We start from the raw sequence: 18,038 nt of genomic DNA, 5'->3' as shown, positions 1-18,038 counted from the left end.
TTTGTCAATTAAAGGCTTCGTAAAGCGCCCTGTCGTTACCGTATTCGTGGTCTTGTGCTTAGTCGCAGTCATCACTTACCTAGTTATGACTGCAAAGACAAGACCAATTGGCATTGAGGGCGGGTCTGCGGTCGTGCCAGTCTCCGACAGATTGAAAGGCTCAGCGTTTCCTTGGGAAAGAGTTCAGACTGACGAGGAATCCAACGAAGTGACTCGAGAATTGAATTCCGTAACTCACGCGATTTCAGATGAAAAGCTAAATATCGCTGACTGGATGACGGGGATGCACAAGCCCAAGTATCCTGTTCATGAGATTTTTTCAAAATATAGCGCGAAGAGCGCTCATACCAATCTAGAAAAGGGCCAAATAATAAGCGGACTCAGCTATTGCGCCAATCGTAGAACAGTTGGTCAAGTTGCTGGGGCACAAAGATCTCGTGGGTCAGTGGATGATGCAAATAGTCTTTTAGATGTGAATCAGGACTACATTAAGTACTGCGGGGGGCTTAATGATTCGGCTTTTTCCCTTCGCAAGAATATTCTTGCAGAGTTGGCAGAAAGTGGTGATGCTGAAGCAAAAATGTTGTATTTCGAAGCCGGCCCACTCGGTCGGTGGCCGACGTCTAATGAACACATACCATTAACTCAAGATGAAATAGCCAGTTGGAACAAGACGGCTGTGCAGTTTTTAGAGCAGGCAGCCAAAGAAGGTGATCTGAGGTCCTATAAAACTCTTGCATCAATGTATGGCGCGAGTAAAGATGATCCAATTTTAGGGAGCCTTTCTAATCAGAGTACGTCTTATGCGTATGAGTTGCTATGGATTTCATCGCTTCAGAGCAATCATGAAACGTCCAAGGAGTTAAAGGATAGTTTGAATAACTACATGAGCTATGTTGTAGATAAATTTACTCCGGAGCAAAGGCGCGAAGGAATGAAGAAAGCAGCTCAAATTCAGTCTAATTTAAAATGAGAAGTGGAGGGCATTATGCTTGCAAGAAATAAGTCTGTATTTTGGCTAGCTGTTGGTTTTTTCACTGCCATACTATGCATAGCGGCCGACTATGGCTCATATTTATGTAGAGGGTGCGCAGCACCAATGAACCCGATTGATGCTCGGCTTTTTATATCGGTTTATGTAAATCCACGCGTTCCGTTATGGCAAGCAAATGATACTGTGACTATTTGCAATGGTGTGGAATGCGTGAAGTACCTTACACCAACTTCAGGTGCGACTACTTGGACTCCTATTGAAAAGAAGCCAGATTCTGGCCGAGGATATAGTGGCGAGGGATTACCAGTCGGAGGGTATTCTCCCCCGCTCGAGGGGCCAACACCAGTTTGGTACCCCTATCCACCAGGTGACATCGGTCCGGGAGGCGTTGTTATCGTCGGCCCAATGGAACCGTGGTGCCCGCCATTTGATTTAATCAACTGCGTTTAGTAGCTGAGGCTCAGAATATTGAGCAAACCGGTTTTGTTATCTCCAGATCATCGTTCTTTGCGAAAGATTCTTGCGCCCTAATGCGCGCAAGAATCTTTCCCTTTAGTGTTTTTCTTTTTTCAGCAAGCAAATTCATTTTTGCAACATAGCCGTGCAAACCGGCTCTGTTGCACAAATGCGGCCCGTCGAACTGGGAGCTTGAACCGCTGAATGAGCCCAAGGGGCGCAAGTTGCGCTACAAGACGACGAGTTGGCTAGCGTGCAACGCGGCGCTCAAAGACCCAATCACCTTCGTAACGCGATGTTGCAATGCACCATTTCTCCCTCGGAAGCGCGGCGATGTCGGACGCCCGGGTGCCCCGGGTCGCACGGGCCGGTAGGCCACAGACCTACACAAAACTGTGCGTTTTCGCACAGACCTGGCGGGGGCAGCGGCGCAAACTGGCTTCCATGCAGACGCAATCCTGCGCTGCAGTCCAGTTGAAGTCTCGATCAAGGAAGGATCTCTCACCATGAACCGCAAGCATCTCATCGCCATTGCCGCCATCGCCTTCGCCGGTGCCGCCTCCGCCGCCCCCGTGTCGCAGGAAGACCAGTTCGGCGCCCAGCCCGTGGAGCAAGGCCAGCCCCTGACGCGCGCTGAAGTCGTGGCCGATCTGAACCTGTGGAACCGCGCCGGCCTGAACCAGTTCGAGGCGGCAGACCGCACGCCCGATGCCGATCCCGCCTACCAGATGCGCCTGGCCGAGTACCAGCGCCTGCGCAGCGGCCCCGAATACATGGCTGAAGTCCAGCGCGTCGGCGGCGGCCACAACGTCGCCGGCATGGCCTCCAGCACCACGATGAACTGATGCCCCCCGCATCCTGGCGCGCACGCAGCGCGCCAAACGACCGAGCCCCCGTGCGCCAAGCACCGGGGCTTTTTTCTTGCCCGCCCGGCCGCTGACCGGATGGGCCGACGTGTGCTCAGCTGTGCGTTTACGCACATACACAACCGTTCCAAACGCCGAAACTGGGACCCAAGCAGGCACCTTCGCACTGCCCTTTACGACACCCTTTTCGACACCCTTTCAAACCCAAGGAATGCACACCATGAACACTCAGCACCTGATCGCCCTCGCCACCATCGCCTTCGCAGGCGCCACGGCTTCTGCCGCCCACGCCGCGCCCTCGCAGGAAGACCGTTTCGGCGACGAGCCCGTGGTCGCCCGCAGCACACTTACGCGTGCCGCCGTGGAAGCGGACACGCGCCTGTGGCAGCGCGCCGGCCTGAACCGGGTCAACGAAGGCGATCGCTCCGAAGCGCTGGAAGACACGAACCCGCAGCGCGTGGCCGAATACCAGCGCCTGCGCAGCGGCGCGCTGCAGGCCGAGGCAGGCCGCGCCCCCGGCGCTGCGGCCGTCAGCAGCCAATAAACGCTGGCGGGCCTTGCACGCCGCTGAAGCCGGGCAGGATCATGCCGGCGGCGGCGGCGGATGGGCCTGGAACCGCACGCTGAAGCGCGCACCCGGCGGCACGTGGCCGGGGCGCGCGTCTTCCAGCTGCACGGTGGCGCCGTGCTGGCGGGCGATCTCCAGCACGATCGGCAGCCCGAGGCCCGAGCCGTCCGCCTCGTTGCCCAGCACGCGGTAGAACGGGCGAAAGACCAGTTCGCGCTCGCCTGCCGGCACGCCCGGCCCCGAGTCTTCCACCTGCAGCAGCAGCACGTGGCCGAAGGTGTCGGCCAGCACGCGCGCGGTGATCACGCCGGGCGCTTCGGGCCGCGAGGGCGTGTAGTTGATGGCGTTGTCCAGCAGGTTGCGCGCCAGTTCCTTGAGCAGCGTGGGGTTGCCGTCCATCCACACGCCGGGCGCGCCGGGTTCGGCACCCTCGTAGCCCAGGTCCACATGCTTTTCCAGCGCATGCGGCACCGAATCGCGCACGACCTCGATCACCAGCCGCGCCAGGTCCACCGGCTGGCGCGCCAGCGCGGTGCCGCTGCCTTCGGCGCGTGCCAGGGCCAGCAACTGGTTCACCGTGTGCGTGGCGCGAATGCTGGACCGGCCGATCTGCAGCAGCGAGCGCTTCAACTCTTCGGTGCTGGTGCCCTCGCGCTGCGCCAGGTCGGCCTGCATGCGCAGCCCGGCCAGCGGTGTCTTGAGCTGGTGGGCCGCATCGGCCAGAAAGCGCTTTTGCGTCGCCAGCGAATCGTTGAGCCGCCGCAGCAGGTCGTTCACCGAATCCACGAGCGGCGCGACCTCCAGCGGCACCGCCTTGTGGTCGAGGGGCGAAAGATCGTCGGGCTTGCGGGCGCGGATGCGCTCTTCCAGCAGGCTCAAGGGCTGGATGCCGCGGGCCAGCGCCAGCCACACCAGCAGCACGGCCAGCGGCAGGATGACGAACTGCGGCAGCATCACGCCCTTGATGATTTCGGTGGCCAGCACGCTGCGCTTTTCGCGCGTTTCGGCCACCTGCACCAGCGCGGCCGGCGCGCCCGGCAAGGGCACGCGCACCCAGATCGACGCCACGCGGATCTCGATGCCGCGCAACTCGGCATCGCGCAGCCGCACCTCGCCCGACAGCGGCCGCTCGTCCTCGGGCGCGGGCGGGCGCGGCAGGTCGCGCTCGCCCGAGAGGAATTCACCCGTGGGCGATACCACCTGGTAGTAGACGATGTCGGACTCGTCGGCGCGCAATATCTCGCTGGCCGGCTGCGGCAGGTTGAACTGCGCCTTGTCGCCCTGCACGGTGACGAGCTGGGCCAGGGCGTGGGCGTTGTACTCCAGCGCGCGGTCGAACGGCTTGTTGGCCAGGCCCTGCGCCACCAGCCAGGTGAGCGCCAGGCTCACGGGCCACAGCAGCAGCAGCGGCGTGAGCATCCAGTCGAGGATTTCGCCGAAGAGGGAGCGCTGCTCGCGCTGGAAGATCTTCAAGACGGCCGCCGGGAAGGCTTTAAGCCAAAAAGGCCTGCAGCGCAATCATCACTAGGGCACCTTGCTATTTAATTAATAGCATCAGGCCGCGATCTTCTCGAGGCAGTAACCCAGCCCGCGCACGGTGGCGATGCGGATCGGGCCGCGCTCGATCTTCTTGCGCAGGCGGTGGATGTACACCTCGATGGCGTTGTTGCTCACCTCTTCGCCCCACTCGCACAGGCGCTCCACCAGTTGCTCCTTGGACACCAGGCGGCCGGCGCGCTGCAGCAGCACCTCCAGCAGGCCCAGTTCGCGCGCCGACAGCTCCACCAGCTTGCCGTCGATGGTGGCCATGCGGCCGGCCTGGTCGTACACCAGCGGACCGTGGCGGATGGCGCTGCTGGTGCCGCCCATGCCGCGCCGCGTGAGGGCGCGCACCCGGGCTTCGAGTTCCTGTAGGCTGAAGGGCTTGGCCATGTAATCGTCGGCCCCGAAATCGAGGCCCTTCACCCGCTCTTCCACGCTGTCGGCGGCGGTGAGGATCAGCACCGGCAGGGCCGAGCCGCGCCCGCGCAGACGTTTGAGCACTTCCAGCCCGTGCACGCGCGGCAGGCCGAGGTCCAGGATCAACAGGTCGAAGGCGTTGTTGGTCATCAGGGCCGCATCGGCTTCGCTGCCGCAGGCCACGTGATCGACCGCCGCGCCGGAGCCGCGCAGCGTGCGCAGCAGCCCGTCCGCCAGCACCTGGTCGTCTTCGGCAATGAGAATGCGCATGGGGGGTGTCTCCTGGGTGGGGCGGGTGGCGCAGTCGCCGCTTGGGACACGATTCTAGGGGGCGCCCTGCCCCGGCGGAGCCCGCATCTTCCCGCATCGGACGACCTGTCGGCGCGCGCTTTTTTCGTCCGCCCCGCTACCCCGGCAGGCCGTCGCCGCCGGCATAGGCCTCCAGGCCGATGGCCACCACGGTCGCGACCTCGGCCCCCACCTCGGCGCGGAACTCGGCCTCGGCCTGCGCCACGGCATCGCGAAACGCCTGCAGCCACGCGAGGCCGGCCGGGGTGAAGCGCACGAGGCGCGCCCGGGCATCGCGCGGGTCGGGCTCGCGAGTGACAAGGCCCCAGGCGGCGCACTGGTCCACGAGGTCGGCCATGGACTGCTTGGTCATCCCCGCCCGCTGCGCCAGATCGGTCAGCCGGTCGCCGTCCAGCGAGAGGTGGCGCGTGATGTGGACGTGCGCCGCGCTGACCTGGTCGCGCGCGGCCAGGTTGGACAGCGCCAGCGGCACCTCCACGTCGTGGGCCATGAGTTCGAGCACCCGTGCATCGAATCGGCGCATGGCGTGGCCCAGCAAACGGCCCAGATGGGTCTGGCGCCAGCCGTCATCCAGGGGCGGGAGAGAGGCAGTCGATACCGGGAGGGACTCGGATGCGGAAGAAGAAAGCGGCGAGTTTTCGGTCATGCCACATTATCAGGGAAACTGACTTAAAAGAGCGTTTACTCGATAAGACAGCTCGCATAAACTACTGTTCAAGCATCCAGCCTGTGACTACCAACAGCTGGACCAAGGTTACCCAACCCATTGTTCTAAAAGGATATTCCATGGACTTCGCCGTCAAAGGGACCCATCCCGCACAACCCGTCAACACTGAAAAAGCCAAGGCGCTGCAAGCCGCACTGGCCCAGATCGAGAAGCAGTTCGGCAAGGGCACGATCATGCGCCTGGGCGAAGGCGAGGTGATCGAAGACATCCAGGTCGTCTCCACCGGCTCGCTGGGCCTCGACATCGCGCTGGGCGTGGGCGGCCTGCCCCGTGGCCGTGTCGTTGAAATCTACGGCCCGGAATCGTCCGGCAAGACCACGCTCACGCTGCAGGTCATCGCCGAGATGCAAAAGCAGGGCGGCCAGTGCGCCTTCGTCGATGCCGAGCACGCGCTCGACGTGCAATACGCCCAGAAGCTGGGCGTGCAACTGTCCGACTTGCTGATCAGCCAGCCCGACACCGGCGAACAGGCCCTGGAAATCGTGGACAGCCTGGTGCGTTCCGGTGCCGTGGACCTGATCGTGATCGACTCGGTGGCCGCGCTCACCCCCAAGGCCGAAATCGAAGGCGAAATGGGCGACTCCCTGCCCGGCCTGCAGGCCCGCCTGATGAGCCAGGCGCTGCGCAAGCTCACCGCCACGATCAAGAAGACCAACTGCATGGTCATCTTCATCAACCAGATCCGCATGAAGATCGGCGTGATGTTCGGCAGCCCCGAAACCACCACCGGCGGTAACGCGCTCAAGTTCTACGCCTCGGTGCGCCTGGACATCCGCCGCACCGGCACCATCAAGAAGGGCGACGAAGCCATCGGCAACGAAACCAAGGTCAAGGTGGTGAAGAACAAGGTGAGCCCGCCCTTCAAGACGGCCGAGTTCGACATCCTGTTCGGCGAGGGCATCAGCCGCGAGGGCGAGATCATCGACATGGGGGTGAACGCCAAGATCGTCGAGAAGTCCGGCGCCTGGTACGCCTACAACGGCGAGAAGATCGGCCAGGGCCGCGACAACGCCCGCGAATTCCTGCGCGAGAACGCCGATCTGGCCCGCGAGATCGAGAACAAGGTGCGCGACAGCCTGGGCATCGCCCTGCTGCCGGCCGCCATCGAAGCACCCGCGGCCACATCGGGCAAGGAAACGGGCAAGGACACGGCCAAGGACGCGGCCGAGAAGTAATCCAACCTGCTGATTGACAGCGGAACCAGCATCCAGCGCTTGATTGGCAAGCGCTGGATGCTTTTATTTTTATAGCACCATGGGATTCGCGACCTTATCGCTCAAGGGCCGGGCCCTGCGCCTGCTGGCGCAGCGCGAGCACTCCCGCGCCGAACTCGCCACCAAGCTGAAGCGCCACGTGCAGGAGGGCGATGACCTGAACGCCGTGCTGGACGACCTGCAGGCCAAGGATTTCATCAGCGCGCAGCGCGTGGCCGACTCGGTGGTCAACCGCCGCGCCGCCCGCCTGGGAACGCAGCGCGTGGTGCAGGAACTGCGCGGCAAGGGCCTGGACGATGCGCTGGTGCGCGCCACCGCGGAGCGCCTTCGCGCCACCGAACTGGAGCGCGCGCAGGCCGTATGGCGCCAGCGCTTCGGCACGCCCGGCGAAACGCCGCAGGAGCGCGCCCGGCAGATGCGCTTCATGGCAGCGCGGGGTTTCGCGGGCGACGTGGTGCGCCGCGTGGTGCGGGGCGGTGGCGACGACAGCGAGGATAGAGACGGTTGAGCGGCCACTGCTCGCAGACAGCAGATAGCAGGCAGTCCGTGCATCCGCAGATCGCGCTGCAGGCCCGTCGGCGGGACTGCAGGCGCGCAGGCGTCAGTCCAGCAGGCGCTCGGGGTTGGCGTCGATCTTGGCCAGCGCATCGCGCGTGGCCCGCAGCGTGAGCGCTTCTTCTTCCTGGGCCACCAGCAGGCCGGACTGCAGGTACGCCCCCAGCCGCTTCAACTGCAGCAGGTAGCTGCTGCCGTCCGGCGCAGCGAACAGGTGCAGTTGCTTGCGCTGGCTCTGCCAGACGTATTGGACCTGCGCCGAGGCGCCGTTGTGGTCCAGCGTGAACCAGGCGCCGGGCTGCAGTTCCTGCGCCCAGGCCACCATGGCCGGCTCCACGGGCGCGCCGTTGTCGGCGATCACATGGATGGACGAGGCATCGATGCCCAGCATCAGTTCGATGTTGTCGGCATTGAGCGGCATTTCGCCCAGCGTCGCATCGCTGATGTAGTCCTCCAGATTGGCCAGCCGCCGCGCCATCGCATCGATGTGGGCCTGCGGAATGGACGCCGTCTTGGACAGGAAGGCATCGGCCAGCGTATCGGTCAGCACCTTCACCTGTGCGTCCTGCACGGGCCCGACCACGCCGAGCAGCGCCAGCCCCTGGCGCAGGTGCTGCAGCAATGGCGGCAGGCTCTGGATGACCTTGGCCCGGTCGGCACGGTGCGGCTTGGCGCTGGCGGCCCAGACGAGGTCGGCCGCGGTGCGCTTGAGCGCGATGGTGTCCGGGTGCTGGGCACCGTCGCGCACGGCGGACATGGCCAGCACCTCGGCCCACGTTTTGAAGAGGAACTCGCGGATCTCATCGCGCACCGGCATGTCCCGCAGCATGGTGCGCAGCTCGATCGTGTACTGGATCGCCAGCGTCTCGCGCTGCTCGACCTGCTGCGCCACGGTGACGAGCTTGGATGTGGCCTGCTTGGCCGTGAGGAACTTGGCGAGGAATTTTTCGAACTCGTCATAGACGAGCTGGAACACGCGCTGCCCGGTCTCGGGGTATTGCTCGATCACCTGCACCACGCGGCGGATTTCGCCCTCCAGGGCGCTGCCGTTGATGGCGGTGGCATCGAAGCCCATCACCACGCCGCCCAGGCGGTCGATGAGGCGGCGCGCCGGGTGGGCGACATCGCTGAAGAATTCGGGCTCGGCCAGCGCCACGCGCAGCACCGGCACCTGCAGCCGGGCGAACCACACGCGCACGGCGGGCGGAATGCGGTCCTCGCTCAGGATGCTCTGGAACATGAGGGCCACCACTTCGATGATGGCTTTTTCGCCGGGCGTGGACGCTTTGGCCTTGAACTCGGTCGAGCGCTCGCGCACCGTCCCCACCAGCTGCACCACGGCGGCGGGGCTGTAGTCCTCGACCAGCGTGGCCACGCCGCTGTAATACGTCTGCGCCTGCACCCGGTGGGCCGACAGGGCCTGGGCCAGCGCGGCGGAGGCCGGCGGCGCATTCACCATGTCGAAGCCGGTCGCGGGCTGCACGAGCAGGCGGCGCAACTGGCCCATCACGCCCTGGGCGCGCTGGCGCGCGCGGGCCAGGGGGGTCATGAAAGCCTGCATGCCGGCGCCGAAGGCGGTGCCGGGGCCGCCCATGCGGCTGCCCGCAGGCATGCCCTGCGAGGGCATGCCGTGCATGCTGGACTGGGCGGAATCGCGCGCGAACGACTGGGCCGATTGCTGCAGGGCCTGGGAAGCGGGGCCTCCCGAAAGGCCACCAGTCCCTGACTGCCCGCCCGCGGTGCGGCGCACCTTGGAGCGCAGGTCACCGTCCGGCTTGATGCCCTGGTCGGTGAAAAAGGCGTTGAGGGCCTGGTACTGCCGCAGGACCAGATCGCCCAGCTGGCGCTGCAGGGGATCGACCACGGTCTGCAGGTCGGTGCGCTCCATGCCGGCTTCGACCCACTGGTCGACGAACAGCAGGCACACCGTTTCGGGCCGCAGGATGTCGCGGCTGTCCAGCTCCTGGCCTTCCAGGTGCTGGGTGAACTGCCGCAGGGTGTCGAAGGCGTTGCCCGTGTGCTCCATCACCGTGAGCGCCATGCGCGAGGCGATGATCTTGTTCTCGACCACGTCGTCGCTCAGCAGCTCGAACCCGCCTGCGGTCGGCAATGCGCCGCGGGTGGTGCTGACGAGGGGGGCCTGGGCTTCGGAGAGGGCGCGGCCGCAGCCGGCGATCCAGGCATTGTGGCGCTGCTGGTAGCGCGTCCACAGGTCGCGGCGCGTCTGCATTTCGCGCTGCGTGGCGGTCAGGCCCATGAGCTGGGTCAGGAAGTCGAACAGTTCCTTGTCCAGCCCGGGCAATCCGGCCTCCAGGCCCTCCACGAACCGCTGCCGGGCCAGACGGGCCAGGCGCCGCGGGGCGGCAGCAGGGGGAGGACGGGTTGCTTCCATACGCCGTCGATTATGGGGCGCCCGCGGCGTTCCCGGTCAGACGGCGGCGCCGGCGTTCGGATCGTTCGGGTCGCCGTCCTTCTTGGGCGGCGCCTTGATCAGGTCTTCGCGCTTGACGCCCAGCCACATGGCGATGGCGGCGGCCACGAACACCGACGAATAGATGCCGAACAGAATGCCGATGGTCAGCGCCAGCGCGAAGTAATGCAGGCTGGGGCCGCCGAAGAAGAACATCGACAGCACCATCGCCTCGGTGGAGGCGTGGGTGATGATCGTGCGGCTCATGGTGCTCGTGATCGCGTGGTCGATGACCTCGTGTGTGGTCATCTTGCGGTACTTGCGGAAGGCCTCGCGGATCCGGTCGAAGATCACGACCGATTCGTTCACCGAGTAACCCAGCACGGCCAGCACGGCGGCCAGCACCGACAGCGAGAACTCCCACTGGAAGAACGCGAAGAAGCCCAGGATGATCACCACGTCGTGCAGGTTGGCGATGATGGCGGCGACACCGAACTTCCATTCGAATCGGAACGCCAGGTACACGACGATGCCGATCACCACCATGGCCAGCGCCATGAGCCCGCCGTGCACCAGTTCCTCGCCCACCTGCGGGCCCACGAACTCGGTGCGGCGCAGGGTCACGCCCGGATCGGCGGCCTTGAGCGCGCCCAGGACCTGGTCGCTCTGCTGCGCGGAGGTCACGCCCTTTTGCACGGGCAGGCGGATCATCACGTCGCGCGCGGTGCCGAAGTTCTGCACCTGCACGTCGGGGTAGCCCAGGGCGGCGACGCTTTCGCGCACCTTGCCGAGCTCGGCCGGCTGGCTGTAGGCCACTTCCATGACCGTGCCGCCCGTGAACTCCACCGACAGATGCAACCCGCGGGTGAGCAGGAAGAACACGGCCAGCGCGAAGGTCAGGAAGGAAATCGCGTTGAAGATCAACGCGTGCTTCATGAAGGGGATGTCTTTTCGGATGCGGAAAAATTCCATGGCCCGTCTCCTTTAGTTGGACTTGACCACGGCGGTCGTGGTGCTGTCGGGCTCGGGCCTCCACACCTGGCCGATGGACACGCTCTTGAGCTTTTTCTTGCGGCCATACCAGAGGTTGACCAGGCCGCGCGAGAAGAACACGGCCGAGAACATGCTGGTCAGGATGCCGATGCAGTGCACCACGGCGAAGCCGCGCACCGGGCCGGAGCCGAAGGCGAGCAGCGCCAGGCCGGCGATCAGCGTGGTGACGTTCGAATCGAGAATCGTCGCCCAGGCGCGCTCGTAGCCCGTGTGGATGGCCGCCTGTGGCGAAACGCCGGCACGCAGTTCCTCGCGGATGCGCTCGTTGATCAGCACGTTGGAGTCGATGGCGACGCCCAGCGCCAGCGCCATGGCGGCGATGCCGGGCAGCGTGAGAGTGGCCTGCAGCATGGACAGGATGGCCAGCAGCATGAGCACGTTCACGGACAGCGCCACGGTGGAGAAGACGCCGAACAGCGCGTAGTACACGCACATGAAGGCGGCGATCGCGACCATGCCCCAGACCACGCTGTGGATGCCGCGTTCGATGTTGTCGGCACCCAGGCTCGGGCCGATGGTGTATTCCTCGATGATTTCCATCGGCGCGGCCAGCGAACCGGCGCGCAGCAGCAGCGACGTGTCGTTGGCCTCGGCCGTGGTCATGCGGCCGGAGATCTGCACGCGGCCGCCGCTGATTTCGCTGCGGATCACGGGGGCCGTGACCACTTCGCCCTTGCCCTTTTCGAACAGGACGATGGCCATGCGCTTGCCCACGTTCTCGCGAGTGATGTCCTTGAACAGGCGCGCGCCCTTGGCGTCCAGCGTGAGGTTGACCGTGGGCTCCTGCGTCTGGCCGTCGAAGCCGGGCTGCGCATCGGTCAGGTTCTCGCCCGTGAGGATGACCTGCTTCTTGACGATGATGGCCTGGCCGTTGCGGTCCAGGTACTTTTCGTCGCCGAACGGCACAGGGCCGGAGCCGAGCTCGGCCGAGCGCGCCTCGGCGCTTTCATCGACCATGCGCACTTCCAGCGTGGCGGTGCGGCCCAGGATGTCCTTGGCCTTGGCCGTGTCTTGCACGCCGGGCAGCTGCACCACGATGCGGTCCAGGCCCTGCTGCTGGATCACGGGCTCGGCCACGCCGAGTTCGTTGATCCGGTTGTGCAGCGTGGTCATGTTCTGCTTGAGCGCCTGGTCCTGCACCTTGCGCAGCGCCTCGGGCTTGATGGTGGCGCGCACGCGCACGCCCTGGCCGTCGGGGCTGCTGGTGGCCACCAGGTCGGGGAACTGGTCGGTGATGAGGTTGCGCGCGGCGGTGGCCGTGGCCTCGTCGCGCAGGCGGATGTCCACCGCCTGGCCGTCGCGGCTGATGCCGCCGTGGCGGATGTTCTTGTCGCGCATCTGCGTGCGCAGGTCGCCGGCGAACGACTCGGCCTTCTTGGTGAGGGCCGCCTGCATGTCCACCTGCAGCATGAAGTGCACGCCGCCGCGCAGGTCCAGGCCCAGGTACATGGGGCGCGCGTGCAGCGCGGTGAGCCACTCGGGCGAGCGCGACACCAGGTTCAGCGCCACGATGTACGGCGGGTCGGCCGGATCGGGCACCAGGGCCTTCTGGATCGCATCCTTGGCCTTGAGCTGGTTGTCGGGGGAGTCGAAGCGCGCGCGCACCGAGTTGCCGTCGAAGCTCACGGTGTCGGGCACGACGCCCGCCGCCTTCAGGGCTTCTTCGACGCGGCGCTGCACGGCGGCATCGACCTTCAACGTCGCCTTGGCGGACGACACCTGCACCGCAGGGGCCTCGCCAAAGAAATTGGGCAGGGTGTACAGGGCCCCCACCAGCAGCGCGATCACGAGGATCGCGTACTTCCAGACCGGGTAACGGTTCATGATCGCGCTCTTAACTCTCAGGTCGCGGCGCAGGCCCGCAGGGCCGGCCGCCAGATCGGAACGGCTCGCGCCATTGCGTTGACTTACTTGACCGTGCCCTTGGGCAGGACCTGCGCCACGGCGCTGCGCTGGATCTGCACTTCGACGCCGGAGGCGATCTCGATGTGCAGGAAACCTTCGGACAGTCGCGTGACCTTGCCGACGATGCCGCCGGCGGTGGCGACTTCATCGCCCTTGGCGATGGCTTCGATCATGTTGCGATGCTCTTTCTGGCGCTTCATCTGGGGGCGGATCATGACGAAGTACAGCACCACGAACATCAGCACCAGCGGGAGCATGCCCGTCAGGGAGGACATGATGTCCGTGCCACCGGTAGCGGCGGCAGGGGCGGTCTGGGCGAAAGCGGAAGAGATAAACACGGCAACAGGCTCCGTTCGGATGGATGGTCGTTTTCAAGTACCCGCCCACGGCACAGCAGCGCCAGCCGGGAGGGCAACAGGCGATTGTATGCGGCGCCCCCTGGCAAAGCCCATGCCAAAACCCGCGCCCCCGGGGGTCTTGGCGTGGCAAGGCCGGCACAGAGGCCGGCCTTCGATGGAGCATGAAATCACCGCTCAGCGCAATATTCACCAGGGCACATAGCTATATTTTTAATAGCAAAGCCATTTCTGGCCGCCCGGGGTGAAAAGCGGGGCTTTCAGCGCTTGCGCGCCCAGTCCGCCGCCTTCCCTTCCCGCCGCCCCACCGCTCAGGCCGTCTGGCGCATCGCGGGCTGCGGATGGCGCCACTGCTCCATCAGGCCCGCCCACTTGGCGCGGGCGGCCTTCAGGTGGCGTTCCTTCACGTGGCCGTAGCCGCGAATGTCTTCGGGAATGCGCGCGATGTCGGCGGCCAGCGGCAGGTTCTCGGCGGTCAGGCCGGCCAGCAGTTCGTCGATGCAGGCGCGGTACTCGGCGATCAGCGCGCGCTCGGTGCGGCGCTCTTCGGTGCGGCCGAACGGATCGAGCGCGGTGCCGCGCAGGCCCTTGAGCTTGGCGAGCACGCCGAAGGCCTTGCGCATCCAAGGGCCGAACGGCTGCTTGAGCAGCTCGCCCTTGTCGTTCTTGCGGGCGGTCATCGGGGGCGCCAGGTGGTGCACCAGCTTGTAGTCGCCCTCGAACATGCCTTCGATCTTGGCGGTGAAGGCCGCGTCGGTGTGCAGGCGCGCCACCTCGTACTCGTCCTTGTACGCCATGAGCTTGAACAGGTAGCGGGCCACGGCCTCGGACAGGCGCGTGCCCTTGGCCACGCGCGACTCGGCCGCCTGCACCTTCTCCACGAAGGCCTTGTACTCGGCCGCGTAGGCCGCGTTCTGGTAGCCCGTGAGGAACTGCTCGCGCTTGGCCACCAGTTCGGCCAGGCCCGGCTTCTTCACGAACTGGATCACCTGCGCGGCCTTGAACAGGGCCTGCACGGCCGCCATGTCATGGGCGCAGCGGCGGCCCCATTCGAAGGCGGCCTTGTTGTTGTCCACCTGCACGCCGTTCAGCTCCATGGCGCGCATGAGCGCGGCGTGCGACAGCGGCACGCGGCCCTTTTGCCAGGCGTAGCCGAGCATCAGCGGGTTGGTGTAGATGCTGTCGCCCAGCATCTGCATGGCGACCTCTTCGGCGTCGAAGCTGGCCAGCAGTTCGCTGCCCACGGCGGAGGCGATGGCCGTGTCGCAGTCGCCGCCGGGAAACTGCCAGTCGGGGTCGTGCACGAACGACGCGGTGGGCGAGCGGTGGGTGTTGAGCGCCACGAAGGTGCGGCCCGGCTGCATCACGGCCATGGTGGTCTTGTGGGACGCGACGATGGAGTCGCAGCCGATGACGAGGTCGGCCTTGGCCGTGTCCACCTTGGTGGTGTAGATGGCATCGGGCCGGTTGGCGATCTGGATGTGGCTCCAGGTCGCGCCGCCCTTTTGCGCCAGGCCTGCCGCGTCCTGCGTGACGACGCCCTTGCCTTCCAGGTGCGCGGCCATGCCCAGCAGCGAGCCGATGGTGATCACCCCCGTGCCGCCCACGCCGGCCACGACGATGCCCCAGGCGCTTTCCGCCACCGGCAGCACCGGCTCGGGGATGGGCGGCATCGCCGACAGGTCGCCCTTCTTTTCCTTCTTGGGCTTCTTCAGCGTGCCGCCTTCGACGGTGACGAAGCTCGGGCAGAAGCCCTTCACGCACGAGTAATCCTTGTTGCAGGTGCTCTGGTTGATGCGGCGCTTGCGGCCGAATTCAGTCTCCAGCGGCTCGACCGACAGGCAGTTCGATTGCACCGAGCAATCGCCGCAGCCCTCGCACACCAGCTCGTTGATGACCACGGTCTTGGTGGGCGTGGGCATGGTGCCGCGCTTCCTGCGCCGGCGCTTTTCGGTGGCGCAGGTCTGGTCGTAGATGATGGCCGTGCAGCCGGCGATCTCGCGGAACTCGCGCTGGATCTTGTCCAGCTCGTCGCGGTGGTGCACCGTGACGCCATCGGCCAGCGCCACGCCGTCGTACTTGGCGGGCTCGTCGGTCACGATCACCAGCTTGGCGATGCCCTCGGCCTTCAGGCTGGCCATGATCTGCAGCACCGAATGGCCCTCGGGCCGCTCGCCCACCTGCTGGCCACCGGTCATGGCCACGGCGTCGTTGTAGAGCACCTTGTAGGTGATGTTGGTGCCCGCCGCGATGCTCTGGCGGATGGCCAGCAGGCCGCTGTGGAAGTAGGTGCCGTCGCCCAGGTTGGCGAACACGTGCTTTTCGGTGGTGAAGGGCTGCTGGCCCACCCACGTTACGCCCTCGCCGCCCATCTGCGTGAAGGTGGACGTGTTGCGGTCGGGCATCCAGTTGACCATGTAGTGGCAGCCGATGCCGGCCACCGCGCGCGAGCCTTCGGGCACGCGGGTGCTGGTGTTGTGCGGGCAGCCGCTGCAGAACCACGGCGTGCGGTCGCCCGTGTCGACCTTGGATTCGGCCAGGCCCCGTTCACGCGCATCGATCACCGACAGGCGCGCGTCCATGCGGGCCACGATGTCGTCCGGCACGCCCAGCTTCTTGAGCCGCTTGGCGATGGCGCGCGCGATGATCGCGGGCGTCAGGTCGGCCTTGGGGCGCAGCAGCCAGTTCTGGCTGGGGTTGGGCATGCTCCATTCGCCGCCGGAGTTGTCGCCCGGCACTTCGTCGAACTTGCCCAGCACGTTGGGACGAACGTCGGCGCGCCAGTTGTAGAGCTCTTCCTTGATCTGGTATTCGATGACCTGGCGCTTTTCCTCCACCACCAGGATCTCCTGCAGCCCTTGGGCGAAGTCGCGCGTGATGGTGGCCTCCAGCGGCCACACCACGTTCACCTTGTGCAGGCGGATGCCCAGCTGGCGGCAGACTTCGTCTTCCAGCCCCAGGTCGATGAGCGCCTGGCGCGTGTCGTTGTAGGCCTTGCCGCTGGCGATGATGCCGAACCGGTCGTGCGGGCCCTCGATCACGTTGTAGTTGAGCTTGTTGGCGCGGATGTACGCCAGCGCGGCGTACCACTTGTAGTCCATGAGCCGCGCCTCCTGTTCCAGGGGCGCGTCGGGCCAGCGGATGTGCAGGCCGCCGGGCGGCATGGCGAAATCCTCGGGCAGCACAATCTTCACGCGGTCGGGGTCCACCGAGATGCTGCCGGACGACTCCACCACTTCCTGGATGGTCTTCATGCCCGACCACACGCCGGAGAAACGGCTCATGGCGAAGGCGTGCAGGCCCATGTCCAGGATGTCCTGCACGCTGCTGGGAAAGAACACCGGCAGGCCGCAGGCCTTGAAGATGTGGTCGCTCTGGTGGGGCGCGGTGCTGCTCTTGCTGATGTGGTCGTCGCCCGCGATGGCGATCACGCCGCCGTGCCTGGAAGTGCCCGCCATGTTGGCGTGCTTGAAAACGTCCGAGCAGCGGTCCACGCCGGGGCCCTTGCCGTACCAGATGCCGAAGACGCCGTCGTACTTCTTGGTCTGCGGGTACAGGTCGAGCTGCTGCGTGCCCCACACGGCCGTCGCGCCCAGCTCTTCGTTCACGCCGGGCTGGAACACGATGTGGTTCTGGGCCAGATGCTTCTTGGCCGACCACAGCGCCTGGTCGTAGGTGCCGAGCGGGCTGCCGCGGTAGCCGCTGATGAAGCCGGCGGTGTTCAGGCCCGCGATGGCATCGCGCTGGCGCTGCAGCATGGGCAGGCGCACCAGGGCCTGCACACCGCTCATGAAGGCACGGCCCTCCGGCAGGGCGTATTTGTCATCAAGCGAGACCGTTTCAATCGCGCGGCGGATGTGCTCGGGCAAGGGGGCGTTCATCGGGGGAATCTCCAGTGGGGTCGTTGGCCGTCGCCTCGTGAGCGCGGTTTCAGCGGGTGCCCTGGGCTGGGACGCACCGCCTTGTCAGGGCAGTGTAGGCAGGACGGCCGGATATGTCCTTTCGTTTTCATGCCGTGTTTACCCTCGTTTTAGAAAGGATCTTTCGCAAAATAATCATGCAATGAATACTTTGGACAAATTCGACCTGGCGATCCTCGGCGAGCTGCAGGCCGACGCCCGGCTGACCAATGCCGAGCTGGCCCAGCGGGTGGGCCTGTCGGCCGCGCCGTGCTGGCGCCGCGTGCGCGCGCTGGAGGAGTCGGGCTTCATCAAGGGCTACCACGCCGAGATCGACCGCCACAAGATCGGGCTGGGCGTGCTGGCCTTCGTGCGGCTGGATGCCGACCGCAGCACCGGGGGCCTCACCCGCGAGATGGAAGCCGCCATCGCCCAGATTCCGGAGGTGGTGGCCTGCCACTACATCAGCGGCACCGGCACGTTCGAGCTGCAGGTGGTGGCGCGCGACCTGGACAGCTTCTCGCACTTCGCCCGCAACGTGCTGCTGAACCTGCCGAACGTGAAGGACATGCACACCAGCTTCTCGCTGGGCGAGGTCAAGGCCAGCGGCGCCCTGCCGCTGGCGCACCTGGGGCCCCTGGGCAAGAACAGCAAGTAGCTACAAATTTAATAGCAACATGCCCTAGTGGTTATTGCGCTGGAGGCCTTTTTGGCTTCAAGCCCGTCTGCTCGCTTTTCCGCGCCGCCATCCGGGACGTCGGCGCCTC

At 65.4% G+C, this 18,038-nt stretch carries 14 protein-coding genes; 6 read left to right on the top strand and 8 right to left on the bottom strand.

What is annotated here, in order from left to right:
• Positions 1–85 precede the first annotated feature (85 nt).
• The 3 genes from BLT03_RS23850 to BLT03_RS09325 all read left to right on the top strand — a co-directional run bounded on the left by BLT03_RS23850 (position 86) and on the right by BLT03_RS09325 (position 2,860).
• Positions 86–973, top strand: coding sequence for a hypothetical protein (locus tag BLT03_RS23850; protein ID WP_139160355.1), 888 nt, complete (start codon positions 86–88; stop codon positions 971–973).
• Between the two features lie 983 nt (positions 974–1,956).
• On the top strand, positions 1,957–2,295 hold the full coding sequence (locus tag BLT03_RS09330; RefSeq protein ID WP_092742669.1) for a DUF4148 domain-containing protein: 339 nt from the start codon (positions 1,957–1,959) through the stop codon (positions 2,293–2,295).
• 241 nt (positions 2,296–2,536) lie between these two features.
• On the top strand, positions 2,537–2,860 hold the full coding sequence (locus BLT03_RS09325; protein WP_245711299.1) for a DUF4148 domain-containing protein: 324 nt from the start codon (positions 2,537–2,539) through the stop codon (positions 2,858–2,860).
• 39 nt (positions 2,861–2,899) lie between these two features.
• Here the strand turns inward: BLT03_RS09325 and BLT03_RS09320 are convergent, their stop codons facing one another.
• From BLT03_RS09320 to BLT03_RS09310, 3 genes are all read right to left on the bottom strand, one after another.
• The gene (locus BLT03_RS09320) at positions 2,900–4,357 is read right to left on the bottom strand and encodes a sensor histidine kinase (protein WP_092742667.1); all 1,458 of its coding nucleotides are present in this window, start codon (positions 4,355–4,357) and stop codon (positions 2,900–2,902) included.
• 81 nt (positions 4,358–4,438) lie between these two features.
• Positions 4,439–5,113, bottom strand: a complete 675-nt coding sequence (locus tag BLT03_RS09315; RefSeq protein ID WP_092742666.1) for a response regulator — start codon at positions 5,111–5,113, stop codon at positions 4,439–4,441.
• Positions 5,114–5,249: 136 nt separating this feature from the next.
• Complete coding sequence (locus BLT03_RS09310) at positions 5,250–5,798, bottom strand: MarR family winged helix-turn-helix transcriptional regulator (RefSeq protein ID WP_092742664.1); 549 nt, start codon at positions 5,796–5,798, stop codon at positions 5,250–5,252.
• 140 nt (positions 5,799–5,938) lie between these two features.
• Here BLT03_RS09310 and recA point away from each other — a divergent pair, with 140 nt between their 5' ends.
• Entirely contained in the window at positions 5,939–7,054 is a 1,116-nt protein-coding gene (gene recA, locus BLT03_RS09305; protein WP_092742662.1) for a recombinase RecA, read from the top strand.
• Positions 7,055–7,133: 79 nt separating this feature from the next.
• Positions 7,134–7,601 carry a recombination regulator RecX gene (recX, locus tag BLT03_RS09300; protein WP_092742660.1) on the top strand — a complete coding sequence of 156 codons (468 nt, stop codon included), beginning with the start codon at positions 7,134–7,136 and terminating at the stop codon, positions 7,599–7,601.
• 93 nt (positions 7,602–7,694) lie between these two features.
• Here recX and BLT03_RS09295 read toward each other — a convergent pair whose 3' ends face one another.
• The 5 genes from BLT03_RS09295 to BLT03_RS09275 all read right to left on the bottom strand — a co-directional run bounded on the left by BLT03_RS09295 (position 7,695) and on the right by BLT03_RS09275 (position 17,253).
• Positions 7,695–10,040: a DUF1631 family protein gene (locus BLT03_RS09295; RefSeq protein ID WP_092742658.1), complete on the bottom strand. Its 2,346-nt coding sequence runs from the start codon at positions 10,038–10,040 to the stop codon at positions 7,695–7,697.
• A 36-nt stretch (positions 10,041–10,076) separates the two neighbouring features.
• Complete coding sequence (gene secF, locus BLT03_RS09290; RefSeq protein WP_092742656.1) at positions 10,077–11,030, bottom strand: protein translocase subunit SecF; 954 nt, start codon at positions 11,028–11,030, stop codon at positions 10,077–10,079.
• A 12-nt stretch (positions 11,031–11,042) separates the two neighbouring features.
• Positions 11,043–12,935 (bottom strand): protein translocase subunit SecD, encoded by a 1,893-nt coding sequence (gene secD / locus BLT03_RS09285; protein ID WP_092742654.1) that lies wholly within the window; start codon positions 12,933–12,935, stop codon positions 11,043–11,045.
• An 83-nt stretch (positions 12,936–13,018) separates the two neighbouring features.
• On the bottom strand, positions 13,019–13,354 hold the full coding sequence (gene yajC / locus BLT03_RS09280) for a preprotein translocase subunit YajC (RefSeq protein ID WP_092742652.1): 336 nt from the start codon (positions 13,352–13,354) through the stop codon (positions 13,019–13,021).
• A gap of 329 nt (positions 13,355–13,683) precedes the next feature.
• Positions 13,684–17,253 carry an indolepyruvate ferredoxin oxidoreductase family protein gene (locus BLT03_RS09275; protein ID WP_092742650.1) on the bottom strand — a complete coding sequence of 1,190 codons (3,570 nt, stop codon included), beginning with the start codon at positions 17,251–17,253 and terminating at the stop codon, positions 13,684–13,686.
• Positions 17,254–17,434: 181 nt separating this feature from the next.
• Here BLT03_RS09275 and BLT03_RS09270 point away from each other — a divergent pair, with 181 nt between their 5' ends.
• Positions 17,435–17,929 (top strand): Lrp/AsnC family transcriptional regulator, encoded by a 495-nt coding sequence (locus BLT03_RS09270; RefSeq protein ID WP_092742649.1) that lies wholly within the window; start codon positions 17,435–17,437, stop codon positions 17,927–17,929.
• The last annotated feature ends 109 nt before the right edge of the window (positions 17,930–18,038 follow it).

It is taken from the genome of Paracidovorax valerianellae (genome assembly GCF_900102625.1).
Taxonomy (GTDB): domain Bacteria; phylum Pseudomonadota; class Gammaproteobacteria; order Burkholderiales; family Burkholderiaceae_C; genus Paracidovorax; species Paracidovorax valerianellae.
Note: the sequence above shows the minus strand (reverse complement) of the source record. Positions and strands in the feature narration are given on the sequence as shown.